The organism is Microcystis sp. LE19-8.1F (assembly GCF_027531715.1).
GTDB classification, from domain to species: Bacteria; Cyanobacteriota; Cyanobacteriia; order Cyanobacteriales; family Microcystaceae; genus Microcystis; species Microcystis wesenbergii_A.
This window is the reverse complement of record NZ_JAPZSO010000149.1, coordinates 1-25,559: the sequence shown is the minus strand read 5'-3', so window position 1 is coordinate 25,559 and position 25,559 is coordinate 1. Positions and strand designations below refer to the sequence as shown.

Annotated in this window: 19 protein-coding genes, 1 tRNA gene and 1 pseudogene; 9 read left to right on the top strand and 12 right to left on the bottom strand. The window is 42.7% G+C overall.

Translation table 11 applies throughout. The annotated features are described in order from the left end of the window. The first annotated feature begins 14 nt into the window (after positions 1–14). A complete protein-coding gene (locus O9334_RS14805) occupies positions 15–326 on the top strand; it encodes an MgPME-cyclase complex family protein (RefSeq protein ID WP_045358973.1) in 312 nt (103 codons plus the stop codon). Between the two features lie 223 nt (positions 327–549). On the opposite strand, the gene O9334_RS14800 is transcribed toward O9334_RS14805, so the two are convergent. Then, positions 550–2,190 (bottom strand): DUF655 domain-containing protein, encoded by a 1,641-nt coding sequence (locus tag O9334_RS14800; protein WP_045358975.1) that lies wholly within the window; start codon positions 2,188–2,190, stop codon positions 550–552. A 228-nt stretch (positions 2,191–2,418) separates the two neighbouring features. Here O9334_RS14800 and O9334_RS14795 point away from each other — a divergent pair, with 228 nt between their 5' ends. Then, entirely contained in the window at positions 2,419–4,845 is a 2,427-nt protein-coding gene (locus O9334_RS14795; protein ID WP_288000840.1) for a dynamin family protein, read from the top strand. 100 nt (positions 4,846–4,945) lie between these two features. Here the strand turns inward: O9334_RS14795 and O9334_RS14790 are convergent, their stop codons facing one another. The 5 genes from O9334_RS14790 to O9334_RS14770 form a co-directional block, all read right to left on the bottom strand. Further along, entirely contained in the window at positions 4,946–6,760 is a 1,815-nt protein-coding gene (locus tag O9334_RS14790; protein ID WP_288000838.1) for an ABC transporter ATP-binding protein, read from the bottom strand. Positions 6,761–7,028: 268 nt separating this feature from the next. Then, entirely contained in the window at positions 7,029–7,388 is a 360-nt protein-coding gene (locus O9334_RS14785) for a hypothetical protein (RefSeq protein WP_238567800.1), read from the bottom strand. A 369-nt stretch (positions 7,389–7,757) separates the two neighbouring features. Further along, complete coding sequence (locus O9334_RS14780) at positions 7,758–8,654, bottom strand: tRNA (5-methylaminomethyl-2-thiouridine)(34)-methyltransferase MnmD (RefSeq protein WP_288000836.1); 897 nt, start codon at positions 8,652–8,654, stop codon at positions 7,758–7,760. Next, complete coding sequence (locus O9334_RS14775; protein WP_045358982.1) at positions 8,614–9,408, bottom strand: alpha/beta fold hydrolase; 795 nt, start codon at positions 9,406–9,408, stop codon at positions 8,614–8,616. Before O9334_RS14775 ends, O9334_RS14780 begins: the two co-directional genes overlap by 41 nt. A gap of 189 nt (positions 9,409–9,597) precedes the next feature. After that, positions 9,598–10,197: a superoxide dismutase gene (locus tag O9334_RS14770; protein ID WP_045358983.1), complete on the bottom strand. Its 600-nt coding sequence runs from the start codon at positions 10,195–10,197 to the stop codon at positions 9,598–9,600. A 444-nt stretch (positions 10,198–10,641) separates the two neighbouring features. Between O9334_RS14770 and psbH the strand changes: the two genes are divergently transcribed. From psbH to glgB, 3 genes are all read left to right on the top strand, one after another. After that, positions 10,642–10,836, top strand: a complete 195-nt coding sequence (gene psbH / locus O9334_RS14765) for a photosystem II reaction center phosphoprotein PsbH (RefSeq protein WP_002736544.1) — start codon at positions 10,642–10,644, stop codon at positions 10,834–10,836. A 104-nt stretch (positions 10,837–10,940) separates the two neighbouring features. Continuing rightward, positions 10,941–11,189 (top strand): TatA/E family twin arginine-targeting protein translocase, encoded by a 249-nt coding sequence (locus O9334_RS14760; protein WP_045358984.1) that lies wholly within the window; start codon positions 10,941–10,943, stop codon positions 11,187–11,189. Positions 11,190–11,529: 340 nt separating this feature from the next. Beyond that, the gene (gene glgB / locus O9334_RS14755; protein ID WP_045358985.1) at positions 11,530–13,809 is read left to right on the top strand and encodes a 1,4-alpha-glucan branching enzyme; all 2,280 of its coding nucleotides are present in this window, start codon (positions 11,530–11,532) and stop codon (positions 13,807–13,809) included. A 135-nt stretch (positions 13,810–13,944) separates the two neighbouring features. On the opposite strand, the gene O9334_RS14750 is transcribed toward glgB, so the two are convergent. Both O9334_RS14750 and O9334_RS14745 read right to left on the bottom strand, forming a co-directional pair. Next, positions 13,945–14,214, bottom strand: a complete 270-nt coding sequence (locus O9334_RS14750) for a hypothetical protein (RefSeq protein WP_288000834.1) — start codon at positions 14,212–14,214, stop codon at positions 13,945–13,947. Between the two features lie 163 nt (positions 14,215–14,377). Further along, entirely contained in the window at positions 14,378–14,779 is a 402-nt protein-coding gene (locus O9334_RS14745; RefSeq protein WP_002803963.1) for a fasciclin domain-containing protein, read from the bottom strand. A 725-nt stretch (positions 14,780–15,504) separates the two neighbouring features. Here O9334_RS14745 and O9334_RS14740 point away from each other — a divergent pair. The 4 genes from O9334_RS14740 (at position 15,505) to O9334_RS14725 (ending at position 21,477) form a co-directional block, all read left to right on the top strand. Further along, positions 15,505–16,461, top strand: coding sequence for a ribonuclease Z (locus O9334_RS14740; RefSeq protein WP_045358987.1), 957 nt, complete (start codon positions 15,505–15,507; stop codon positions 16,459–16,461). A gap of 2 nt (positions 16,462–16,463) precedes the next feature. Beyond that, complete coding sequence (locus O9334_RS14735) at positions 16,464–19,700, top strand: tubulin-like doman-containing protein (protein ID WP_288000831.1); 3,237 nt, start codon at positions 16,464–16,466, stop codon at positions 19,698–19,700. Between the two features lie 291 nt (positions 19,701–19,991). Next, a complete protein-coding gene (argF, locus tag O9334_RS14730) occupies positions 19,992–20,918 on the top strand; it encodes an ornithine carbamoyltransferase (RefSeq protein ID WP_002762401.1) in 927 nt (308 codons plus the stop codon). A 133-nt stretch (positions 20,919–21,051) separates the two neighbouring features. Then, complete coding sequence (locus O9334_RS14725; protein WP_288000829.1) at positions 21,052–21,477, top strand: hypothetical protein; 426 nt, start codon at positions 21,052–21,054, stop codon at positions 21,475–21,477. Positions 21,478–21,747: 270 nt separating this feature from the next. On the opposite strand, the gene malQ is transcribed toward O9334_RS14725, so the two are convergent. From malQ to O9334_RS14705, 4 genes and pseudogenes are all read right to left on the bottom strand, one after another. Beyond that, positions 21,748–23,250 (bottom strand): 4-alpha-glucanotransferase, encoded by a 1,503-nt coding sequence (gene malQ, locus O9334_RS14720; protein WP_288000827.1) that lies wholly within the window; start codon positions 23,248–23,250, stop codon positions 21,748–21,750. Between the two features lie 155 nt (positions 23,251–23,405). Continuing rightward, a tRNA-Gly gene (locus tag O9334_RS14715) sits at positions 23,406–23,476 on the bottom strand. 85 nt (positions 23,477–23,561) lie between these two features. Continuing rightward, positions 23,562–24,299, bottom strand: a complete 738-nt coding sequence (locus tag O9334_RS14710) for an HAD family hydrolase (RefSeq protein ID WP_288000825.1) — start codon at positions 24,297–24,299, stop codon at positions 23,562–23,564. A gap of 247 nt (positions 24,300–24,546) precedes the next feature. Next, a pseudogene (locus O9334_RS14705) lies at positions 24,547–25,559 on the bottom strand (AAA family ATPase); the annotation flags it as partial.

Genomic DNA, 25,559 nt, shown 5'->3' with positions numbered 1-25,559 from the left:
TTAAAGGAAAGATGATGACAACTTATTATTATTTGGTAGCCAGTCAAAAGTTTTTAGAAGAAGAAGCGATCGAAAAGGAAGTTTTGAAGGAAAGAATCAGGAATTATCAAGAAAAAGGTCAAGAAATTGATTTTTGGTTAATTGCCAATCCAGCTTTTTTAGATGCTCCCGCTTTTGCCGATATCAAAAAGAAAACTCCCCAACCGGCAGCGGCGATTGTTTCTCTCAATCAACAGTTTATTACTTGGCTGAAATTGCGTCTAGAATACGTTATTACTGGACAGTTTGAGGCTCCTTCCGATAGTATTCCCGAACCGTTAAAATAACCCTTTTTTGTCTGTGGTAAGTAAGTGGTTCTAATTAAATAGAAGATAGATTTTGGGTTCGATCCCCCCTGCCCCCCTTGATAAGGGGGGTGCCGATAGGCGGCGGGATCCCCCTTAATAAGGGGGGTATCTGACGATTTTTAACACCTACCTACTTAGCTTGCTGTAACAAGGGAAAATTGCTAGTTTTTGTCTGTGGCAGAAAATACAGACGAAGCACTGATCACCAGCTGACTTTGCCTTTGAGCTTGTTAATTTTTCCCTGACCGATTCCCGATACTCGATCCAAATCTTCTAGGGAAGTAAAGGGTTTTTGTTGCCGGGCTGCGATAATTTTTTCGGCTAATTTGCCACTGATACCGGGTAAAGTATCTAATTCTTCTTTTGTGGCAGTGTTTAAATTAATTAAGCGATCGCTTTGAATTGTTACAGATTGGGGGCAGTTTTTTCTATCCTGTTCGATCCGATTTTTAATAGTTTCCGGCAGTCCTAATTTAGCGGTACGGTAAAGATATTGAAATTCTCGATCGAAATGAGCAGCAACGGTGGGATTATTGATAATAACTAAAGCTTCATCGTTTTGATGGTTAGCAGCTTTTGACCAATTATGAGAACCAGTAATCACAATTTTATCATCGATTAAACCGAATTTATGGTGTAATTTATCTCCCGGGGCTAGAGCGGGAACTCCTAGGGTATTAATTGGGTTTTGCCAAGGCTGATTATCTGGTTCATAACGACATTTATTACTGAGAGCAACTCCTAATAAATCTAATCCTTCGCTATAGTATCGGAAGGCAAAACTAGGATCAATTAAAGCTTTAATTTCTATACCTTTTTGATGTCGTTGGGCGAGAATATTAGCTAAAGGCTGTTCCGTCAGGACAAACAGGGCTAAATCCACGGATTTTTTAGCTTTATTTAAAGTTTCACCGATCAGACCATTGCTAGTAATTGTCCAGGGATAAGCGGTAGAATCGGGGGAAAATTTTACCGTCAGACTACTATTACCGATAGTAATTGTTTGCGGGTTTCTTTGGGGTTTATCTAACCCAAATTTAGGCCGATCTTCCCTTCCCCACATCAGATTAAATTCCCTTTGAAAAACTCTAGCTAGTGGGGGATTAGTAATTACTAATAAGTGATTGGCATTACCGACAGTTTTGGGATTAGAAAAGTCTCCATGAATATCACTTAAGGTATAGTTAGCTGAACTAATTAAAGTAGTGTGATCATCAATAACCATGAATTTATGGTGCATTAAACCACTACCTTTTGAGCGATCAGCCCTATCATCAATTAGGGGAATACCAGCTTTTTTGAGGATAGTAATTGCATCTCTTTGGGCGATTTCCTCTGGACTTAATTTACCATCTCGATTTATATCAACTAAATCAAAAAGGTTTTGATAACGTTCCTGTTCTCGATCGCTTGATTGTTCTTGGTTTTTGGCTAAACTATTAATAGGTTGATTGTAAATATTTTCGAGGATAACCCTAACTTTAATTCCCTGTTGCTGACGCTCAACTAAAGCTTGAGCGATGGCGGGTAAACGTAACTCTTGCACTGCTAGATCGATCGAACTTTTAGCCGAGTTGATATTATCAATAATAACCTGTTCTAAATTATCTCCCGGGCGATTAATTTGGCGATAGGGATCGGTATAATTTGAACCCCGGGCCTGATTATGATTAAAATAGACTTGAATATATTGATCTTGGGGCAAGGGTTGCGGACGATTTGGGATAACATTGAGAGAATGACAACCACCCAAAAGAAAAACTATTCCTAACAAAAATCCTAACTGTCCCATATTCCGAATTTTTTTTAATCTCCATTTATCTATTGCCATTTTTGCCCACATAATTATCATTACCCTAGGATTCAGGAGTCAGGAGGGAATTTTTACCTAAGGAGGTTCTCGGGAATCGGTATGTACTAAATTGATTATAATCAATCCTGATTCTAGATTCAAGACTAGGGCCTTGTTCTTGATTGCTTAAATCGCTGACCAAAGATGTGACATCTAGTTAGGGAATTTTGTTATAATCTGGGGAACAATAGCACTGTTCTTCTAGATTTGGGTTTTACCATGACTGAACTTTTGCCCCAATGCAGTAATCTGGCTGGTAATGTTAACAGTATAATTGAACTATGCAAAGGCGAATCTTCTCTCCGTAATCAACAGGATACCAGCAAGATAGAAATTGCCCTACAAAAAGCCATTTCTCCCAAATTTGAAATCGTTTTCGCCGGTGCTTTTAGTGCCGGGAAATCAATGTTAATCAATGCACTTTTAGAGCGAGAATTGCTGTATAGTGCCGAAGGACACGCAACGGGTACAGAATGTTATATTGAGTACGCAGAAGCTGATGAGGAAAGAGTGGTTTTAACCTTTCTCAGCGAAGCAGAAATTCGTACTTTAGTCGATACCGTCTGTCAAAATCTACAATTAACTAATCCCAGTAACATTAATTCCCCCGAATACTGTAGTCAGTTAAACCAATACTGTCAAAAAATTATCGAACAGGAAGGGGGAGAAGGCAAATCCGAGCGAGCTAAACAAGCTCAGGGTTTAAAATTATTAATTGAAGGATTTACTCAAAATCGTGAGCGAATCCATACGCTGCATAATGCCACCTATTCCATGGAACAATTTCACTTTTCTAATTTAGCAGAAGCGGCCAGTTTTGCCCGTCGTGGTAGTAATAGTGCCGTCTTAAAACGTCTAGAATATTACTGTCATCATCCTCTCCTTAAAGATGGTAACGTTTTGGTAGATTTGCCCGGTATTGATGCCCCAGTCCAAAAAGATGCCGCCTTAGCCTATCGTAAAATAGAGCATCCTGATACTTCGGCAGTGGTTTGTGTTTTAAAGGCTGCTTCTGCGGGAGAATTAGCCACAGAAGAAACGGAATTACTCGAAAAAATTCGCTCTAATGCTGGTATTCGTGATCGAGTTTTTTATGTTTTTAACCGCATCGATGAAACCTGGTACTCAGCCCAACTAAAACAGCGTTTAGAAAACCTAATTCAAACGCAATTTCGTGATACTTCCCGCATTTACAAAACCAGCGGACTTTTAGGGTTTTATGGGTATCAGGTGAAAAATCAAACCAATATTAATCAGCGTTATGGTTTAGATTCTATCTTTACCGAAAGTGTTAAAAATTTAGGAGGAGAAGAAGAAACACCGCAATTTGTCAGCGAGTTTAATAACTATTGTGCCAACTCCGGTAAATTACTGGCAACTCCCTTTAAAGTTTCCATCCACGGTTATGAAACTCCCAATAAAAATTATTTCCGAGTTTTAAGTGAGTGGGGAACTCCTTTACTAGAGCAGTTAATTGCTGATAGCGGTATCGCAGAATTTCGCAGGGCAATTACTCGTTATCTCACCGAAGAAAAACGTCCGCAATTGTTTGCTAATTTAGCCGATGATTTACAATCTCTCTGCATTACTCTGAAAAATCATTATCAAGGGATTTATCGTGATTTAGAAAGTCAACCACGAGAAATTGAGGCGATGAAAGCTCTGGAGTTAAATCACCTCAATCAAGAGTTAAAAGAAGTGGGAGAGAAATTAACTAAACATATCGATGGTTATGTCAATGCTATCGTGGTTAATAGCGATGAAAACTTTGAGGAAGACTTTAAGAAACTGAAAGCGAGAATGGTATCAAGATTGGATGAGTTATTAAATACTTTTTCTGTCAAAAATGCTTACTCACAAGCGACTTTAACCCATCCCCGCAATGCTACAGCACCTTTATTAGCAGTATTGGTAGAAGCTTTTTATTATCTGTCTAACCAGCTAGAAGATGTGTTGATTGAGGAGTCAACAAGTTTAATTAGTCGCTTTTGTCAGCGTCTTTTAGATGCGGTAAGGCAAGGTGATTATTATCGGCAAATTTATCGTTTATTGGGTAACGATAGTGGCATAGAAAATCAGCTAAAACAGCTAGAAGATCAGTTAATTCATGCCTTAGTTTCCGAAGCGAGAACAGAGTGCGATCGCTATGTAAGAGAAAATCACAATTTTTACAACGAAGGCACTTTTTCTATCTTTCAATTTCGGCAAACTGTCCAACAAACTGCCCAAGGTTATGACTGTGAAAGTATTCTTGATGCTGAACCTGCTATCCGTCAATTACTTAAGTTAGATTTTGAGCCAAAAGTATCAGCGACAATTCATAAAAACTTCCGCCAAACCGTTAATAATACTCTGAAAAATCAATTGATACCAATGGCAAAAAAACAAGCGGATACTATTCTACAACAGTTCAATCAAGCTCGTTCTTATCTAGAACAAACTTTAGAACAGGAAGCGGCGGAAAAAATTGCTAATAATGCCCGCAAACAGGAAGAAATTAACCAAAAAATTGAGGATTATAACCAAGCGATAAATTCTCTCAATACTTGTTTAACTGCTATGGGTTTACAGAAAAATCATTTACCTGTAATTGGTGAACAAGAATTAGAGATTGTCCCTGAAGTTGTTAATCACTCCAGCAATTAATATGGGGAAATTATCGGCATGAAGCGCCAATTCAGACTTGAATTGGCCTTGTCTTTGAGTAAAAAATGCAAGTTATAACCGTGCAAAGTATATTTTAAGACTAAACCAGTTCACCGCTTTCTTGCAAAGAGTGGAGACGCTGATAGATTCCCTGCTGATTTAATAATTGGTCATGGCTACCGATCTCGACAATGCGACCATTATCCAAGACGACAATTTGATCAGCTTCTCGAACGGTACTGAGACGGTGGGCGATAATAATCGTGGTGCGAGTGCCTAAAATGGATTTCATGGCTAGTTGAATGGCTCTTTCTGACTCATAATCTAAGCTAGAAGTGGCCTCATCAAAAACTAACACATCTGGATCGACAATTAATGCCCTAGCAATTCCTAAACGCTGTCTTTGTCCCCCCGAAAGACGCACACCCCTTTCCCCTACAATAGTGGAATAACCATTAGGTAATTCCTGAATAAATTCATCGACACGGGCGATTTTACAGGCTTCTGCTACCTTCTCAAAGCTAATATTAGGATTACCATAGGTGAGATTTTCTAACACCGTACCATTAAAAACATCTACTTCTTGATGGACAATCGCTAACCGTCGCCGATACCAAGTGACATCTAAGCGACGAATATCCTCTCCATCCATCAGAATTTGCCCTTGATTCGGTTCAAAATAGCGGAAAATTAACTTAACTAAAGTGGATTTTCCTGAACCTGATTTTCCCACTAATGCCACGGTTTGATAGGGTTCAATCAGCAGATTAATATCCTTGAGAATGGTTCTTTCTGGACTATAGCCAAAGCTAAGATTACTTAATTCTACTTTCCCCGTAAAATGATAGGGATTATGTTGGGCATGATCGGCTAAAAGACTACCAGCATCAGTGCCACTGGGTAAGTTGATAAATTCCTGTAAACGTGCCATAGAAGCATAGCGACGGGCAAAAGTTTCTGCCATTTGGGATAGGGGATCTAATTCCGCATAGGCCATACTAGCCAGGGTATAGGTGGTGATAAAATGCCCGATCGAGATTTTCTGTTGAACGGTAGCTAGGAGAGTAAAGAAAAATACTCCAAATAAACTAGCTTGGACGAGGGTTTTTTCCCAAGTAATTAAGTCCACATAACCCTTATGAATGCGATAGACAACGTAGGTAAATTCTCTCTCTAAACGCTGTTTCTGACGATATAATTCCTGTCCTTCTGTGGCAAAAGCTTTGACAGTTTTGATATTAGTAATAATCTCAGAATTGCGACTTTGGGTATTTTCGATGTGCCGATCAAGAATTCTTTCTTTTTGCATTAAATCTTTTAAATCTCTCACAATAAAAGCTAGAATTAATACAAAAGAAATAACAAAAGCGAGGGCGATCTGCCATTGAATTACCCAAATAACAATAAAGATACCCAAAACTCTAAACAGTTTTGGGATCATCATTCCCGCCACTTCGGGATAAGTCCAAGTATGACTTTCTATCCCTTTGGCGATCCGGTTAGCGATGCGTCCCGGATTATTTTCATCGTAAAAAGATAGAGGTAAGGTGAGAATTTTGGCAATAATTTTTCTGAGATGATCTCGTCGCGCTCTTAAGGATATTTCCCAGTGAAACCATGCACCCAGCCAAGGCTGAATTGGTGCTTTAATTACCGTGGTTAGGAAAATTAAGCCTAATAATACTGCCAAACTAACCCACTTTTCTGAGGCAAAGGGAGTTAAAACCATGGTGCGATCGACTAAAGATTGCACGAATCCATCTAAAGGTTGATCGGAAAGAACATTAAGAATCTGTCCGACGGCGTAGGGAACCATCAGATCGATAATTTCAAAGACACTCGATGCAGCAATGCTCAAAAAGGCGGCTTTTTGATAATTGCGATAGTAACTGATAATATCCCGTAAGGAAGCCATAACATCAAGTAAATTGCCAATTTTTAACTTCTATCTGGTAACTGCTAACTGAAGAGACTAAAGGCACTTTTAGGATTGTTTTTCTGGAGTTACCATTATACTACAATACTACAAAAATCTGCCGACCTAGAAATTTCTAGGACAAAAGCCTTGTCATAGTCTTGTATTCTCAATCACAGTCCGTACTACATTTTCACCCAGCCATTAGTCAACAGACGATGCCAGATCAGCTTATATTTCATCCTTGGCAGAAGCACCACAGATCAATTTATCGGAAATTTTGGCGAATATTATCACAAAAATTAATAAATTTCTGAAAGGTTTTTAAGTGTTCAGTTTTATCGATACGCTTTTTTAATTCATTAAGATAGTATTGTTCTTGAACTACCCCAGGGAATTTTTTAGAATAAGACAAACCTTTGGCTTCAAAAATAGACTTTAGATAAGCAAAATGAAAATCGGCATGATTTCTGCAATTAAATCTACCCATTAGTTCGGGATCATTTTCGTAAACATCATAGTGTTGAACATAATCAGCTAAAAGTCCCTGTAAAGGTTGTTTAGGATTAAATATTCTACGATTGCCTAGTAGCCATGTTTCAAGACAGCGATTTTGAATGATGATCACGATTTCGATTGTTGCAGGAACAGTAATATGTTTGGTGATAAAGTCATTAACATATTGTTCTCTTTCTTCGACAGTATCCTCATCAGCATCGAGACAGATGACTAGATAGTTATATTTGGATACTTCTTGAATTTTATCGATGGCGTTAGGAATTCCCTCATGAAGTATCGAGGGGTAGCCATCACCACTAATAAGATAGTAATACTAAATCCGGTTATTAAAAACTGATTATTTATTCTCCCCTTTGCATGAGTGCCTCTCCTCATAACTAGCCTGTACTCAACGGATTTAGTATTACTGTTAATTCTGGCGATTTTTGCTATTACAACCACAAAAGCCCGAATTCTCAGACATTTAACTACACTATTCTCATTCCGAGATTTCGATCGAACTCACCGATCTTTGCCAACGTTTTTTCCAGTGGCTAGTCGGTTCTAAGTCACAGAGAGCCTGTTCGGTGCGACGACGTTGTATAATCACTTCGGCTGAGTCGGTTAAAGTCGCATCTCGATAGGGAATAGCGGCCTTAGTTTGCAGATGTTCCCGTTCCTGTGCCGATAGAGATGGGGGTAAAGACAAAAAACTGGCTATTGTCCCTGGCGATCGCCGCCCGACGCTATCGGTGGCCCCAATCTGCAATCCTGCTAATTGTAAAGCCCTTCGCACCGAGGCAGCACAGGAATAGGTGACTAAATAACCCGTCGGACTCAGGCATTTCGCCACTAAAGCTAAAAACTCCACCGTCCACAGTTGCGGACATTTACCCGGGGAAAAGGGATCGAGAAAAATTGCCTCCGCTTGAAAACCCGCCTCAATCACCTTGGTTATCGTCTGTCGCGCATCCCCGATTAACAGTTTAGCCGTGAGATTAGGCAGATCCAGCCGGTGATTATGGGCAAAATCACTTAAATATTCGGGAATTGGTTGACTCCAACTATTTAAGAGATTTTCTCTAATAGCCGCGAGGGGAACCACTCGATCGCTTTCTAAAGCTAATAATTCTACCCGACAATCCCCCCTAACTTGCCAAATGGCTGCTAAGGCCGCGGCGGCATTATACCCTAAGCCGTAACAAATGTCAAGAATTTTTAGATTATTGCTCTGGTCTGCTTTTGCTGCCAGACGACTGGAGAGGATAAATTTTTTCTCGGCCTCTTCCCTTGCCCCGGAGGTAGAATGATAACATTCGCCGAATTCGGTCGAAAAAAAGGTATAAGAACCATCCTCAGTGACTTTTTGCGGGTAGGCTTCGGGGGAGACAAGCATGGTGATGGAGAATGTCTTTGAGGTGAATATCGGTTTCCAGCAGGCAAGCGTGACCACTATTGGGTAGAATCGTTAATTTTGCGGCGGGTAACTGCTGAATTAGGCGTTTAGCCTCCGCTACCGATGGTAACAGTCGGTCGCCTTGACTGGCTATCAATAACACCCCCAATTGCAGACTTTTTAACTCGCTGGCACTAACCTGAAACCGTTGTAACTGGGATAAACGCCAGCTAATCGTCTTCGGTGGGACGTATTGCATGGCTTTGAGGAGAGAGCGGCGATCTTCCCGGGATATTCGACCCAGAGCAGCGAGAAAGGGTAAAATAGTTAGGGCCGAGCTGCCGTGGATGAAATCGGGCATTATCTGGGTGATACCGATTCCCAAGCTTAAAAGAGGTCTTTGATTAAAAGAAGAAGCAGGGTTAATTAAAATCAGTTTTTTAATTAATTTTGCTGATTTTGTCGCTATTTTCAAGGCTAAACAGCCGCCAAAAGACTCACCGCAGAGATAGACTTTTCTCGATTGTCGCTTTAATTCCTGTTCCAATAAAGCGATCACGAGGGTGCTTAACTCCTCCCAATCACCGAGATATTGCGGGGAAATCACCAAACAACGCAGATCGAAGTAAGGAGCAAGGTTTTTAATCTGACGATGGTATAGTTGGCCGCTGCCATCCATTCCGGGTAAAAATACAAACAGGGGATAATCGGGACGGGGATGACGGGGAATAATCCAACTGACAGGTTGTTCCATGGTGCGAGCAGCGCGATCGATGTTAAAAAAGTTTTTTCTGGTTATCTATTTTAAGGATAATTAATATTAGAGAGATTTGCCAGTTTTAAGAGTAGTATTAACCTCCAACCTATGGATTGTTTCTCCCTGCTCCCCAACCCCTGATAACTGATAACTGATAACTGATAACTGATTAACTGAGCCAAATTTTTAGGCCGCCGCTAAATTAGCAGCCACGAAATCCCAATTAACCAACTTGGTTAAAAAGTCGCTGATGTAATCGGGACGACGATTTTGGTAGTCGAGATAATAAGCGTGTTCCCACACATCCATAGTTAGGAGGGGAACCTGTCCGGCGGTTAAAGGATTGTCAGCGTTGCCGGTTTTGGTAACTTTGAGAGTACCGTTATCGAGAACCAACCAAGCCCAACCACTACCGAATTGAGTAGCGCCCGCAGTTTTGAAAGCTTCGACAAATTTCTCGAAACTGCCGAAATCTGCCTGAATTTTATCGGCTAAAGCACCAGTAGGCGTGCCACCACCCGCCGGTTTCATGCAGTCCCAATAAAAACTATGATTCCATGCTTGGGCGGCATTGTTGAAAACCCCAGCTTTAGAAGCATCACCGGCAACCTTAACGATAACTTCTTCTAAAGAGAGAGTATCGAGTTCCGTATCTTTGACCAAACCGTTATAGTTATTGACATAAGCGGCGTGGTGCTTGTCGTGGTGGAATTCTAGGGTACTTTTGGTGATACAAGGCTCTAAGGCAGTGTAATCGTAGGGTAAAGGGGGAAGTGTGTAAGCCATGTGTTCTCTGTATCCTCTCTTGAGAGCTTGTTTAAGGTAGTGTTGTTAACCTTTTGTCAGTATTCAGCTTGACTAAGACGAATACCGTTGCAATAAAACTTTACATCCTCGATCATAGCACCGAAGGAGACTTGATCAGTGATCACTGATCGATCAGCTTTTTTCTCCCATATCCCTTCTCCCCCATCACCTCAACTCCCATCGACCATCTCCTAAATCCTGAGAAGATCACCAAACAATGTTAGAATAATTCCCGTACTGTAGGCGCTTGCAGATTCTTGTGGGCGTGGCAGGGCAGGCGAAAAACGATTCCGTTAGGAATTAGACCAAAAAAGCTCCACTGGAAACAGCAGTAGATTTTATCTCACTGGGTTGACCGGTTGGCACTTCGTCAAATTACGGATCAATACAAAATTATCATTTACAGATCTTTCTTGGTAACTTATGGCACAGCGTACACGCTTAGGTGAAATCCTTCGTCCCCTCAACTCGGAATATGGTAAAGTTTCTCCCGGTTGGGGAACTACCTTGCTAATGGGAGTGTTTATGGCTCTGTTTTTAGTCTTTTTGCTGATTATTTTACAGATCTACAACTCCTCCCTAATTTTAGAAGGATTTAATGTAGATTGGGGTCAGTAAGCAGATTCCAACAATCTCGTCGGCATTTTTGGCGGCAGAATTATCCCTCGGACTTTGGCAGGTGGGTTATTGCCCACCGCTAGTTTTTTATTAGGAGCAAAAAAATGAATATTTTTGGGATTGGATTACCGGAAATGGGGTTAATTCTCTTGATTGCCCTGCTAGTTTTCGGACCGAAAAAATTACCAGAAATCGGTCGCAGTTTAGGCAAAACGATTCGAGGATTTCAAGAAGCATCCAAGGAATTTGAAAGTGAATTTAAGCGAGAGGCCCAGCAGATTGAAGACTCGGTAAAAATCAAAGCTGAATTAGAAGAAAGTCAATCTCCTAGCGATCAAACTCGTTCCAGTTAAGAACTGTATAGAGATAAAAAGGAAGAAGATTGGGCGATAAATTTGTAGATCAAATTCGAGGCTATCCGCTAGATTAACATCGAGAATGACAAAATCGAGATTAAATTGGCAGTTTTACCATCGGCCGCTACTTTTACTCGCTAGTTTTTTTGACCGAGAAAAGGGGAAATTAGGTTTCGGAGTGCAAAATCGTCTTTAACGACGATAATTTCGGCAGCAGCCACAGCCATAGTTGAATAAGTAGGCAGAATATACCATTAGTTTGAGAATTCCCAGACGGCAGGGAAAAAATGACTATTTCCTTGCTATAAGTATTGTAGATGTCAAGAGTGGTAAATGAATGTCTATAGTGGTATCCCCCGAACAAGTCCATCAAATCGTCAACAACCTCCATCACGATCCCTTTGAGGTTTTGGGGGCCCATCCCCTAGAAGAAGAAGGAAAAGTCAATAAATGGGTTGTTAGAGCCTATTTACCGAAAACCACGGCCGCTTGGGTTATTTTACCGTCCCAAAGACAGGAATATCCCATGAAGACCGCTTATCATCCCCATTTTTTCGAGTGCGTCATCGATATCGGTGAACTGAACAATTATCAATTACGCATCCACGAGGGGGAACAGGAACGGGTAATCTATGATTCCTATGCCTTCCGTTCTGCCAAACTCAGCGATTTTGATTTACACCTGTTTGGGGAGGGCAACCATCATCGCATTTATGAAAAATTAGGGGCGCATTTAGCCGAAATCGAGGGTATTAAGGGGGTTTATTTTGCCGTTTGGGCTCCTAATGCCCGCAACGTCTCGATTATTGGTGATTTTAATAGTTGGGATGGTCGTGATCACCAAATGCGGAAACGTAATAATATGGTCTGGGAATTGTTTATCCCGGAAATCGGTGTGGGCACTAAATATAAATACGAGATCAAAAATTGGGAAGGTCATATTTACGAAAAATCTGATCCCTACGGTTTTGCCCAAGAAGTACGCCCAAAAACCGCCTCGATCGTGGCCAATTTAGATAGCTATACTTGGGATGATAGCGATTGGATGGAAAAACGTCGCCATAACGATCCTTTAACTCAACCGGTTTCCGTTTACGAATTACACCTCGGTTCTTGGCTGCACGCTTCTAGTGCCGAACCCCCCCGTTTACTTTCTGGGTCCGGGGAAGCGGTTCCCGTGTCGGAATGGAACACCGGGGCGCGCTTTTTGAGTTACTACGAGTTAGCCCAAAAACTAATTCCCTACGTTAAAGAATTAGGTTACACCCATATCGAATTATTACCGATCGCCGAGCATCCTTTTGATGGTTCTTGGGGTTATCAAGTGACGGGTTATTTTGCCCCCACCAGTCGCTACGGCAATCCTGAAGATTTTATGTATTTTATCGATCAATGTCACCAAAATGGCCTTGGTGTGCTAGTGGATTGGGTACCTGGTCACTTCCCCAAAGATGGTCACGGGTTAGCTTTCTTTGATGGTACTCATCTTTATGAACACGGCGACCCGCGCAAGGGGGAACACAAGGAATGGGGAACCTTAATTTTTAACTACGGTCGCAACGAAGTCAGAAATTTCCTCGTCGCTAATGCCCTATTTTGGTTCGATAAGTACCATATTGACGGTATTAGAGTTGATGCGGTGGCTTCTATGCTCTATCTCGATTATTGTCGTAAAGATGGGGAATGGGTGGCTAACGAGTACGGTGGCCGGGAAAATTTAGAGGCTGCGGAATTCCTGCGTCAAGTAAATCATGTAATTTTTAGCTATTTCCCCGGAATTCTCTCTATTGCCGAAGAATCCACCGCTTGGCCGATGGTGTCCTGGCCCACCTATATGGGCGGTTTAGGCTTTAATTTAAAGTGGAATATGGGCTGGATGCACGATATGCTCGATTATTTCGGCATGGATCCCTGGTTCCGTCAATTCCATCAAAATAATGTCACTTTTAGTATGTGGTATAACCACAGCGAGAATTATATGCTGGCTTTGTCCCACGATGAAGTGGTTCACGGCAAAAGTAATATGATTGGCAAAATGCCGGGGGATGAGTGGCAAAAATTTGCCAATGTCCGGGCCTTATTTAGTTATATGTTTACCCACCCTGGCAAGAAAACCATGTTTATGAGCATGGAATTTGGTCAGTGGAGTGAGTGGAATGTTTGGGGTGATTTGGAGTGGGGTCTTTTGCAGTATCAACCCCATCAACAGCTAAAACGCTTTTTCACTGATTTGAACGCCACCTATAAGAGTGAACCTGCTTTATATACCCAGGATTTTGGTGAGGATGGCTTTGAGTGGATCGACTGTAGTGATAATAGTCATAGCGTCGTTTCTTTCCTGCGCTGGAGCAAAAATTGGCAGGAGTTTCTGGTGGTGGTTTGTAATTTTACTCCCCAACCCCACAGCCATTATCGCGTTGGTGTACCCCATCCCGGTTTTTATCAGGAAATCTTTAACAGCGATGCGGGTAAATATGGCGGTAGTAATATGGGCAACCTCGGTGGTAAATGGTCGGAGGAATGGTCCTATCATAGCCGTCCCCACTCGATCGATCTCTGTTTACCACCTTTAGGGGTTTTAGTTCTCAAAATCGGTCCCCATGCTTCTGGGGAATAGGGGAATAGGGGAATGGGGAGATGGGGAAATGGGGAAATTCAACTAACACCCTAACACCCTAACACCCTAACAAAAAAATTTAGAGGTCATCTTGCAGAAAGTGGCCTCTTTTTTGGGTGAATTTTCCGGAAACTATTAAGTTGTCAAATTAGCGAGCAATGTTTGCGCCCATTCTTGAGCGAGTTGTTCCACATTGCCATTACTATCGAGATGGCTAAGAATATATTTTTGTCGTTGGTGAGCTAATTCAGCGAGACTACCGATATGAACAAAACTTTTTGGCAAACGATCATTCTCAAAGGAATATTGACCGACGTGGTTGGCTTCGATCTGCTGACGATCAATCCAGAATCCCCATCCTTGCGGTGCGGCATTTAGTTCCGAGAGAAATTCTAAGGTCTTCATTGGCGTACTCCTTAGCGGGAATTATCTTGTTTATAACCGCAGAAAGTGGGCATTTTCCTCCGTCGATCATCGAAAACATAAACAAGCAAAAGTGTCTGTATATTTGGTTACTAAATAAGACGGAGCCGCCCTGGATGCGGCCCGGGGAAAAGCCGGTCAAAAACTAACCCATCAGGATCACCGTATCGATGACGTGGATCACACCATTATCCGCCTCGATATTACCTGCGACCACCGTGGCATTTTTCACCTCAAAACCTTCGCTACAATCGATGGGAATCGGTGAACCCTCTAGAGAAGTCACTACAGCCAATTTCGCCAAATCTTCCTGCATATATTTGCCCGCAACGACGTGATAGGTGAGAATTCGGGTTAACTGGGGGATATTCTGCACTAGGGTTGTAATCGTCCCGGGGGGCAATTTGGCAAAAGCTTCATCGGTGGGGGCAAAAACTGTGAAGGGGCCGGGACTTTTTAGGGCATCCACAAGATTAGCGGCTTGTACCGCCGTCACTAGAGTTTTAAAATTATCGGCACTGACCGCAATATCGACAATATCTGCCATAAACTTGACTCGATCCTGAAAAAAATCATCTATTTCAGATTTTAAACTTAATCTTGTCCCAAAGATCGTTCTAGGGAAGTAATGTGGGGTGTGGGGAAGTGGGGAAGTGGGGAAGTGGGGAAGTGGGGAAGTGGGGAAGTGGGGGAATTTCAACTAAAACCCTAACACCCCAACACCCCAAAACCCTATCACCCTATCACCCGACTCCTGACTTCTAACCCAATTTTGGACAAAGATAAGCAAAAATTATTTATTGACTCCACAAACTTGAGAATATTTAAATTAACATTCCGCAATATTTACAAATTCTTAAGAATTAATTGAGAAAGATTTTTATTTAACAACGATGTTACAATGGTTACAGCGATTTTACTGAATTTCATAATGGGTTATTCTGTGCTTTTTTGGGTAGCAATGGTTGAAACCCTTGCCACACCTACAGGGTGATCCTAATTAAGACGGGTAAATGAGTCAATTTCACCCACAACGATGATCTTTTTTTTGTGTAGTTTTATTGCAAAAAAAAAGTTTTTTTGACAAAAAGCAGAAAGTATGATATGAACGCTGGCGTATTTCTGGCTGCGAGTAATTATTGCAGAGTTAGGTCAAAATCAGGGGATTTCCTGTTTCCAAGTGATCAAATACAGAAAAGCAGCAATTCGATCAAGAAATCGATCAAAACAGCCTAGACTAGAAAAATAATCCTCTATCCCGACAGCTATCCTGTGGAGATTACTTTTTTAGGAACCAGTTCCGGGGTTCCGACTCGTTCGCGTAATGTCTCTAGTATCGCCCTTCGGTTGCCGCAACGGGCGGAAATATGGCTGTTTGACTGTGGAGAAGGAACTCAACACCAGTTACTGCGTAGCGACCTAAAAAGTTCCCAAATCCGACGCATTTTTATCACCCACATGCACGGCGATCATATCTTTGGTTTAATGGGATTGTTAGCCAGTATCGGATTAGCCGGTTCTGCTCAGGATATTGATATCTACGGACCCCCCGGACTAGGGGACTATCTGCGTGCTTGTGCTAAGTATTCCTATACTAATTTCGCCAATCGGGTGCGAGTCCATGCCGTTTCCCCCGGCATACTCTACGAAGATGAAGAATTTACCGTCTCCTGTCAGCTATTAAAACATCGTATTCCTGCCCACGGTTATCGCATCGCCGAAAAAGACCGTCCAGGACGTTTTGATGTGGAAAAAGCCAACGCTTTGGGTATTCCCCCCGGACCAATTTACGGCAAGCTGAAAAGAGGAGAAACTGTCACCCTCCCCGATGGCAGAAAAATTCGCGGTCAGTCCCTCTGCGGGGAAACGGAAATCGGCCGTAAAATTGCCTACTGTACCGATACTATTTTCTGTGAAGGTTCGATCGAATTGGCACAGAATGCAGATGTGCTAATTCATGAGGCGACTTTTGCACACCAAGATGCTGGGTTAGCTTTTGAAAGTGTTCATTCCACTTCGACGATGGCAGCCCAGGTGGCCTTGGCAGCCCAGGTAAAATTGTTATTAATGACCCATTTTAGTCCCCGTTATCTACCGGGTAATTCTCTGGATATTTCCAATCTGTTAGAGGAAGCGCGGGCAATTTTTCCTAACACTAAATTAGCCTACGATTTCCTCACCTACGAAGTCCCCCGCAACCGTCAAGAAATGGCTTTAGGAGTTAAGTAATTATGCCAGCAGCAGTGGAAGAAAAAAGCATGGTTCCCACGGTTTTAGTGGGTATTGGTGGCACGGGTAACGAAATTTTATCGCGATTGCGTCGTTTAATCGAGGAAAGTTATGGCAGTTTGAGCAATTTTCCGATTGTCAGTTTTTTGGTGGTTGACACGGATAAGGATTATAAAATCAGTAATCCTGAAGCTGCCGGCAGTGCTTTTAAAGATAACGAAAAACACTGGGCCCGGGTGAGTGGAAAACAGGTACAGGAGATGGTATCTGACATGGATAGATATCCCTGGATTAATAGTTGGTTTCCCCCGGAATTAGAGAGAAATATTACTTCCCTGGAAGCGGGGGCGGGACAAATTCGCGCCTGTGGACGTTTTGCTTTATTTTGTAATTATCATGAGATCCAAAGAAAATTTCTAGATGCGGTGAGACGGGTAAAGGGACAAGAAAACTTTATGCTCGATCGCTATGGAATTAAAGTTAATAATACTGCTATTAATGTCTTTACTACGGGGTCTTTAAACGGTGGTACAGGTAGCGGAATGTTAATCGATCTAGGCTACTGTATTCGTAATTGGTTACGAGGGGAAAGTAGTCCTTTGAGTACGGCAATTGTTCCCACTCCTGAAGCATTTGCGGGGATTAGTGTCGGCGATCGAGTTTTGGCTAATGGTTACGCTGCCCTGATGGAATTAAATTACTTTTCCGACTACAGAACCGAATATCATCAACAGTTTAGCAGCGGTTTAGTCGATGAAGTGGTTAGTAAATTACCCCCCTTTGATTTTACCTATTTAGTGGGGACAAAAAACGGCGAAGGTGATTTTAAACTCGGTCAAATTCGGGAAATGATCGCCCAAAATATCTTCCTAGATATGACCTCTGATTTTGCCCCCCATAAGCGTTCTATTAGAGATAATATTAAGGGTTCTTGGGCGCAAGCTGACCCTGGGGGTCGCGGTTATCCTAAGCAATTTATGAGTTTTGGGCTATCAACTATTGAAATTCCTATTGCCCAAATTCGGGCCTCTTTATCGGAACGTTTAGCCAAAGATTTAATTAATTGGTGGCTGAATAATGCCGTGATTTTACCCGCTCAAATGTTGGAGTTAGTCAGAGGTGATATCCTCAAAAGAATGCGCTTGAGCGAAGGGGAATTAATTATGGATTTATGTGCCGACAAGGATCGCTCTTTAATTGCCATAATCTCCCAATGGATTAACGAAACTCGTCAGGAAATCAATCAAGATAATTGGCTCTCTTGTACCAAACAGGGTGTTAATATTTTAGGCAATGAACAGGGAAAAATTCTGCGATTTATTAATGATTATTTAACGCCAAGAGTCGAGGAATTTAAACGCAATCATTTACTAGAATTGAGTCCCGATGAACGGCTGCACGGCGATTACCTGAAAAAGATTTATAGTAACCGGGATGAAATTATTCAACGGGGTAAAAAGTCCCTAGAAATGGAGTTTTATAATATCCTTGAAGATCGGAACCGTGGGGTAAAGTTTGCCGAGAGTTTTATTGTTTCAGTGCGACAAATCTTCACCGACATAGCGGAAAAATTCCGTCGCGATCAAGAACAGGTTTGGAGTCAAAATGAAAGTAAACGTCAACGAGAATACGACACAGCTTTAGCGGAAATTAATGATCTGAAAGATAAAATTCATATCTCGAAAAAAGATAAGATGGAACAATATTGTGAACAAGCTTTAACGGGATTGGAAGGCTATTTAATGGCCAATATTCAACGAAAAACCAGAGGTGCAGGAGTAGAGGTTATTAATCGTTTACTGGAACATCTTAATCAATTAGAAAGCCGTTTTAATCGCTTTCGTCAGAAATTAATTCAAAGTCGCGATCTATTTAATCTCCAAGCTAATCAACAGATCGATAGTGCCGATGCTTTGTTAATTAATGGGATTAAATTATTTGACAGACAAGAATTAAATAGTCTTTATCAAGACTTTATCGAACAATTTGCTTCGGGGATTGCTGGTAACAAAAATGCCTACGATACGGGTATGGATAACCTTTGTTTACCCCTCTCAGAAGAGATTTTAAAGCAATCTAGCCCCCTCTGGAAAGAAACGCGCCGCACCGATGAAAATATGCGTTTATTTGACATAACCGAGATTGCCGATATTCGTCAAGGAGATTTTCAACAAGTTATACTAAACCAAGCTAATCAACTACTACAAAATGCTCCCGCTAGTAGTCGCATTCAGAAGGAATTAGCCGCTTGTGATCGCTTGTTAAAAATCTATAACAACGATGCCGATATTATCAATAATCTTCGCATTGCCTACCAAAAATCGCGACCCCTAATTATGCTCAATCCTGCGGTTTTGCGGGGAAAAGATGCGGGTTTTACGCCGCAATTAAATCAAAATGTTGCCCTGATTGGGGGAAGAAATACCAATAACCCAGCAGCCCAAAAAATTATGCCGAAACTGCGGGAATTTATTGCCAACGAAGACGATATTAAACCCTTGGGAGACGTGGAAAAACATCGTCTTGTCTTCGTGCAGGAAATTGGCGGTTTTTCCCTACGCTGTCTCGAGGGAATGCGGGAGTTGCGGCAATCCTATCAGGACTGGAAAGGAGAATTTATTCTTGCTAAACGCGCCCAACAAATGGGGGAAAATCGCGATTTACCCATCCCCGTACATATCCAAAAGGAACCTCCTTTCTGGGATGTTTTTCCCGAAGATCCGAGTATTTATCAATTGGTGGTGACAGCCCGGGCTTTAAAAGTGCTTTTTCCAGAAGTCAATCGAGTCACTAATGAGAAAACAATTCGCTATGAAATTAAAACCGCAACGGGATTAAAAAAAGTCGATATCGCTACCAGTTGGGAAGATGCGGTACAGGTGTTAGAAGTAAAAGCTTGTCGCGAAGATAAGGAAAAAATTCAAACTCAGGTGACAGCTAAGTTACAGGATTCGTCCACCCCCGAGAAAAAACAAGCTTTGTATCGGACTTTTATCCAATATTTACAACAACGTTCCGAGGAGTTAACAGGAGGAAAAGACAATACAGAATATAAACGGGAAGATGCAATTATTTTGCAGTTAATCCATAACTATAAGTTGGATAGCGGTGGGGAAATTCCTCTTTCTCCGGTGACGGAAGTGGCTAACCCAGCTTTAATTATCTGCGGTAATTGTGGACACAAAAACCCGCCCTCGTCTAATTTTTGTTCTAAGTGTGGGGCAAAATTAGTTAAGTAGAAATTAGATTTTGGGTTTGATCCCCCCTGCCCCCCTTGATAAGGGGGGTGCCGATAGGCGGGGGGAGCCACCTTGATAAGGGGGGAATCTGACAATGTTTAACACCTACCTAATTTAACAGATAATTTGGGGGTGTTAGCTGGACTAACATCCCCCAAAATGAAAATTTTCGGGAAAAATTGCCTAATAGCGAAAAAACTGGATTATAATAAGGTCTTTACTCAAGATTTTTGCTAACCGCTAACTGCCATAAAACCCAATCAAGACCCCTGTTTATCGAGAGAAAAACCAATGGTAGCCACTTTAAAAGGACGAGATGTTTTAAGAATAACCGACATGAGTAGCGAAGAAATCAGCGCCCTACTCAATCTATCGGCACAGCTTAAAGCTGGCACTCTTAACCCTAGCTGTAAAAAAGTCTTAGGACTGCTATTTTATAAAGCTTCCACCAGGACGCGGGTTTCCTTTACCGTCGCCATGTACCAGTTAGGGGGACAGGTGATCGATCTTAATCCCAGTGTAACCCAAGTGGGGCGCGGGGAACCCTTAGCAGATACAGCCCGGGTACTCGATCGCTATCTCGATATTCTCGCAGTTCGCACCTTTAAACAAGAGGATTTAGAAGCTTTTGCCAATTACTCGCGCATTCCGATTATCAACGCTTTAACGGATTTAGAACATCCCTGTCAGATATTAGCCGATTTACAGACTATCCAAGAGACTTTTCAGACTTTACGGGGAATTAACCTCACCTATGTGGGGGATGGTAATAATGTCGCTAATTCTCTCCTCTTGGGTGGTGCTTTGATGGGGTTAAATGTGCGGGTTGCCTCCCCCGCAAACTATCAACCGGATGGGGAAATTGTCGCCAGCGCCCAGGCTATTGGCGAGAAAACCGGTAGTAAAATCTTAATTACCGACGATCCCGTTACCGCCGTAAAAGACTCTCAGGTGGTTTATACTGATGTCTGGGCGAGTATGGGACAGGAAAGCCTCGCTGATGCCCGAATTCCCGTTTTTCAGCCCTACCAAGTCAACGAACAGCTAATGAGTCACGCTGACAAAGATGCGATTATTCTCCATTGTTTGCCTGCTCACCGGGGTGAAGAAATTACCGACGGGGCGATCGAGGGTGTACAATCAAAAGTCTGGGAACAAGCGGAAAATCGGATGCACGCCCAAAAAGCTTTAATGGTGAGTTTATTGGGATTAATCTAGCTCCCGATGCTCAGTTACTAAAATAATTATTAAACTCGATCATCAATCATCCTAAGACCTGTCCGACACCAGAAGTTAACGCTAGGATTGATGGTAAGAGCAATAATCAGGGCAGCCTCCACACCTAAACTATATGTCAGACACCTCCGCAGTTAAAAAATATCTCGCCCATTGGTTTCAATTGGGAAAAAAAGTTATTTGTCCCAAAAACCAAGCTATGCTATTTCCGCTGCCAATTTTCAATGCTGATCGCTATTCGTCGGAGTTTGAAGATTGTTGGCAAAAAATTCTTGATCCTCAAAGTGGCGATTGTTACCTAGAAGGTACTCAACAAACCATCCAAGACTTACTTTCCCCTCAATGGGAATTTCATCCCTGCGCTCGTTGTACTATACCTGTACCAATCGAAGTGATGGGACAATCGGGTTTATCCTGTCCTTGCCATGATTTGAGTAATTGGCCCAATTTAGAATTACCCCTACCCCATTTACCCGTCAATAGTCGGGAAAATCTTGATCGCATCCGGCAAAGATTGCTAAAAAATTCTCACCCACATTAACCAGACAAAAAGAGACGTTAGGGGTAACGTCTCGAAAAAAGGATTGATATTTAGGGTCTGCTGAATAAATCTAAAAACCTTGTTGGATAAGACTTTTAGACTTGCTTTTACTCAAAAAGTGCCAGCCGTTGCGGGGGATCGGGGGGAAAATTCAGGTACTTTTTCCCTGAAAATTAGGTAATTGACTACCTCAAAATCGGTAAAACCCCATACCCCACACCCCACACCCCACACCCTGCCCCCAGGAAAAGCTTTTTCAGCAAACCCTATTTAACGATTTCTGCCAAAAAGATTGACTAAATCTCGCAATCTCTCGCTACATTCTCCGGTTAAAGCTTCCTGACGATAGCGCCATGACCAATTGCCTTCTGCGACACTGGGGGTATTCATCCGCGCATCGGATCCTAAACTTAACACATCCTGTAACGGTACGATCGCCTGATTAGCCACGGAACTATAGGCCAGTCGAATCAGATCCCAAGCCACTCCCTGACCACTGGGAGCGCCAAGATATTGATATAGTCGCGCTTTTTCGTAGTCGTTGGCGTTATCTTGAAACCAGCCCACAGTAGTATTATTATCGTGAGTGCCGGTATAAATCACACAGTTGCGTTCGACGTTAAAAGGAAGATAGGGATTACCCGCATCACCCCCAAAAGCGAAGTGGAGAATCTTCATCCCCGGGAAAGCAAAGTGATCGCGAAAATCTAGAACTGCTTGGTCAATATCGCCCAAATCTTCGGCAATAATCGGCAATTTACCTAAACGAGTGCCGATAGTATTAAAGAGATCATAACCCGGGGCCTTGAGCCAACGACCATTAATAGCGTTTTCCTGGCCAAAAGCCACCGCCCAATAGGCCTCTAATCCGCGAAAATGATCGATACGGATGATATCGACTAGGGAAAGAACCGCTTTTAAACGGCGTACCCACCAGTCAAAGCCCGTATTTTTGAGATAATCCCAGTTATAAAGAGGATTTCCCCATAATTGACCCGTTTCTGAGAAATAATCCGGGGGAACCCCCGCCACTTCCAAGGGATTACCGGTTTGGGTATCTAGTCGGAAAACCTGCGGATTTGCCCAAACATCGGCGCTATTATGGGAGACATAAATGGGGATATCACCGATAATCTCGATACCGAGGGAGTTAGCATAGCGTTTTAGGGCTAACCACTGCTCAAAAAACTCAAATTGTAGGAATTTGTGCAGAAAAATCTCCTCTTGTAACTCCTGTTTCGGTGTTTCCAATGCCCCCCAATGACGTTCGCGAATTTCTGTCGGCCATTCCATCCATACTTTACCCTGGTAAGCGTGGGATAAAGCCATAAATAGGGCGTAATCCTCTAACCAATCGGCATTGCCAGCACAAAAGCCAGCAAACTGTTTGTAAAGAATTGTGTCAGAACCCTTGACAAAATTGCTCGCCGCCTTTCTAAGTAGGGGAATTTTCCAAGCGATCAATTTATCAAAATCCACTTGATCGAGGGGAAAATCGGGAATATCCTCGAAATCTGCGTCACTAAGCAGGTTTTTTTCCCGAAGAAGATCGAGACTAATCAGGAGATGATTGCCGGCAATGGCACTAAAACTCATGTAGGGAGAGTTACCGTACCCTGTGGGGCCTAAAGGGAGAATTTGCCAGAGTTTTTGACCACTTTGAGCCAAAAAATCGATAAATTGATAGGCTTCCCTACCTAGTTCTCCAATCCCGTAACGGCCGGGGTGACTGGTGGGATGAAGCAAAATACCGCTAGAACGGCTAAAAGCCATGAAAAAACCCCCTTATCAGTGATTCGGTTAGCAGTTATTAAGTGTTTAAAGCTGAATGCTCACTGCTATCTCCAAGCTAACCCGCTCTCGATCGATAAGGGCAATACTTAACAACTTTATTAGACCTATAGGACAAAATGATACACAACAACTTAAGCGGGTGAGGGGAATCGAACCCCTATCATTAGCTTGGAAGGCTAGGGTTTTACCACTAAACTACACCCGCATTTTCTTAGCACTTTCGTTAGCATAACACGAATTGCCGATTTTTGCAAGTAGGGATTTTCAGCTTGTTAATCGCCCCTAGATGGTTATAGATTGCCTAAAAATCCCGATCGCTCGGTTATTTCCCCGATTTGGCTCAAAGTTTTCTCCACGCGATCGAGGTCTAGTTGGGAGAAATTATCGATCGCCCAGTTGGACACTCTCTGCATAAAATGGAAGGGGTAGGTATGAGCGATTCCCACCACCTGCATTCCCGCTCTTTTTGCCGCTTCGCAACCAGCAAAAGTATCTTCAATCACCAGACATTCCCAGGGTTGCAATTGCAGATTAAAATTCCAACGATTGAATCTTTCTACGGCCAGTAAATAACCATCCGGTTGAGGTTTACTGGTGCTAATCTCATCCCCGGTGACAATGACACTAAAATAATCCCCAAGGCCCGTCTGTTGCAAGATTGATTCCACTTCCGAGCGTATTGCTCCCGTCACCAAACCGATTTGTAGATCCCTGGCCTTAACCCGTTTTAAAAAAGAGTATATCTCTTCATAAATAGGAAGTTTCTCTAATTTTTCTAATCTTTCTCGGTATAAACTGGCTTTTTTGTTAATTAACTTAGTCAGATACTCCTCGGTCACTTGACGACCGCGACGGGTGAGAACATTACGCAAACAGACGCGATCGCTTCTTCCCAGACATAACTCCGCAAATTCCGACCCTAGGGGCAGTAAATTTTCCCCGATCAAGATTTCATTGATTAACTCTTGATGGATTGGTTCATCATTGATGATCACCCCATTAAAATCGAACAGAACAGCCTTTAACATCAATCTTAGACAGAAAAGCTAATAAATACTCAGTGTTCTTGATTATACTAAAGTTTTTCGTCATGGCCAGGTGTGGGTAAGCTAAGACCCATTTTCCCCCAACCCCCCCTGCCCCCCCCCGATGTCGGGGGGGTTGGGGGGGTGGGTAGGGTTGATTCATGAATCAACCCTACTATGAATCAACCCTAGGGGCAGGGGGGGGGAGATTCGGCTAATCTAAGAATAAGCGGTTTAAATGCGTCCTAGCTTACAAGCTAGAAGAACAGCAAGTTTTCCATTTTTGGGCGATAGAAAGGATTAATGCTTTTTCTGCTTGGGGTAAATTGGCAGCCTGTCGGTCGGTTATATCCCTTAATTCCCTGATAATCCGATTAAGAGCGAGTTTTCTAGTCTTTCGGGAGTCACTTCTCTGGACTAAAGCTATTTCTGCGATAACTCGATTTAAACTGCTGATAGCTTGCCAAGTTTGCGGACGTAATGACGGTTCTGCGGCAATGGGGGCAACCTCCAGGGAAGCGATACTATCGAAAGTTGCTGCCTGACTAAATCGGTGTAAAGTCTGGGCGAGACTATACATTTCTTCCCCGTAGGCGAGGGAACGTACCACAGCAAAGGCTTTTTTGGCTTTTTCGGTGTCCTGTTGGTGAAGATACCAAAAACCAGCGGCGGCGGCGCGAGCAGGAGTATCTAGACGGATTTGGCTGTCAGTAAGAGAAAACAGTTTCGCCGACGCGGACGCATATTTTAACAATTGCCAATCGGAGGGATTTTCTGCCAGACGGGAGACCCGATAGATAATTTCTGCCTCTGGGAATTGCGGTAAAACGCGATTAACGGCGGCAAGGACAGGAATAAACTGGCGGCTGTACCGAAGGTATTGATTGAGGTTATTAATAGCTGTTTCCCAGTCTTGCTGTAACCATTGTTGTAGAGTCGAGGTTAACCCCGGCAGCGGTAGAAGGGTAATACGGGGAAAAAGTCGCCCTTGAGGGCCCGCCAAAAGCCCGATTAGCCAATTATCAAGACGGAAAAAGGCGAATATAAACACCACGCCCAACACCCCGCCCGACACCCCGCCCCACACCACGCCCGACACCGCGCCCCACTCCACGCCGAACGCCACGCCCCACTCCACGCCCAACACCACGCCGAACGCCACGCCCGACGCCACGCCCAACACCACGCCCACCCAATTAACAGAAAGTCCTAAATTTGCTGCTATGCTACAGATAATCAGAGGGGTAATTACAGTTAAGAGAA

What these genes read in the sequence shown, in the direction of transcription:
- O9334_RS14725 (WP_288000829.1), top strand. Translation starts at nt 21,052, where the DNA reads ATGTCAGACACCTCCGCAGTTAAAAAATATCTCGCCCATTGGTTTCAA.
- O9334_RS14790 (WP_288000838.1), bottom strand. Translation starts at nt 6,760, where the DNA reads ATGGCTTCCTTACGGGATATTATCAGTTACTATCGCAATTATCAAAAA.
- O9334_RS14735 (WP_288000831.1), top strand. Translation starts at nt 16,464, where the DNA reads ATGCCAGCAGCAGTGGAAGAAAAAAGCATGGTTCCCACGGTTTTAGTG.
- O9334_RS14750 (WP_288000834.1), bottom strand. Translation starts at nt 14,214, where the DNA reads ATGAAGACCTTAGAATTTCTCTCGGAACTAAATGCCGCACCGCAAGGA.
- psbH (WP_002736544.1), top strand. Translation starts at nt 10,642, where the DNA reads ATGGCACAGCGTACACGCTTAGGTGAAATCCTTCGTCCCCTCAACTCG.
- O9334_RS14745 (WP_002803963.1), bottom strand. Translation starts at nt 14,779, where the DNA reads ATGGCAGATATTGTCGATATTGCGGTCAGTGCCGATAATTTTAAAACT.
- O9334_RS14770 (WP_045358983.1), bottom strand. Translation starts at nt 10,197, where the DNA reads ATGGCTTACACACTTCCCCCTTTACCCTACGATTACACTGCCTTAGAG.
- glgB (WP_045358985.1), top strand. Translation starts at nt 11,530, where the DNA reads ATGTCTATAGTGGTATCCCCCGAACAAGTCCATCAAATCGTCAACAAC.
- O9334_RS14805 (WP_045358973.1), top strand. Translation starts at nt 15, where the DNA reads ATGACAACTTATTATTATTTGGTAGCCAGTCAAAAGTTTTTAGAAGAA.
- O9334_RS14760 (WP_045358984.1), top strand. Translation starts at nt 10,941, where the DNA reads ATGAATATTTTTGGGATTGGATTACCGGAAATGGGGTTAATTCTCTTG.
- O9334_RS14795 (WP_288000840.1), top strand. Translation starts at nt 2,419, where the DNA reads ATGACTGAACTTTTGCCCCAATGCAGTAATCTGGCTGGTAATGTTAAC.
- O9334_RS14800 (WP_045358975.1), bottom strand. Translation starts at nt 2,190, where the DNA reads ATGTGGGCAAAAATGGCAATAGATAAATGGAGATTAAAAAAAATTCGG.
- O9334_RS14710 (WP_288000825.1), bottom strand. Translation starts at nt 24,299, where the DNA reads ATGTTAAAGGCTGTTCTGTTCGATTTTAATGGGGTGATCATCAATGAT.
- O9334_RS14780 (WP_288000836.1), bottom strand. Translation starts at nt 8,654, where the DNA reads ATGCTTGTCTCCCCCGAAGCCTACCCGCAAAAAGTCACTGAGGATGGT.
- malQ (WP_288000827.1), bottom strand. Translation starts at nt 23,250, where the DNA reads ATGGCTTTTAGCCGTTCTAGCGGTATTTTGCTTCATCCCACCAGTCAC.
- O9334_RS14775 (WP_045358982.1), bottom strand. Translation starts at nt 9,408, where the DNA reads ATGGAACAACCTGTCAGTTGGATTATTCCCCGTCATCCCCGTCCCGAT.
- argF (WP_002762401.1), top strand. Translation starts at nt 19,992, where the DNA reads ATGGTAGCCACTTTAAAAGGACGAGATGTTTTAAGAATAACCGACATG.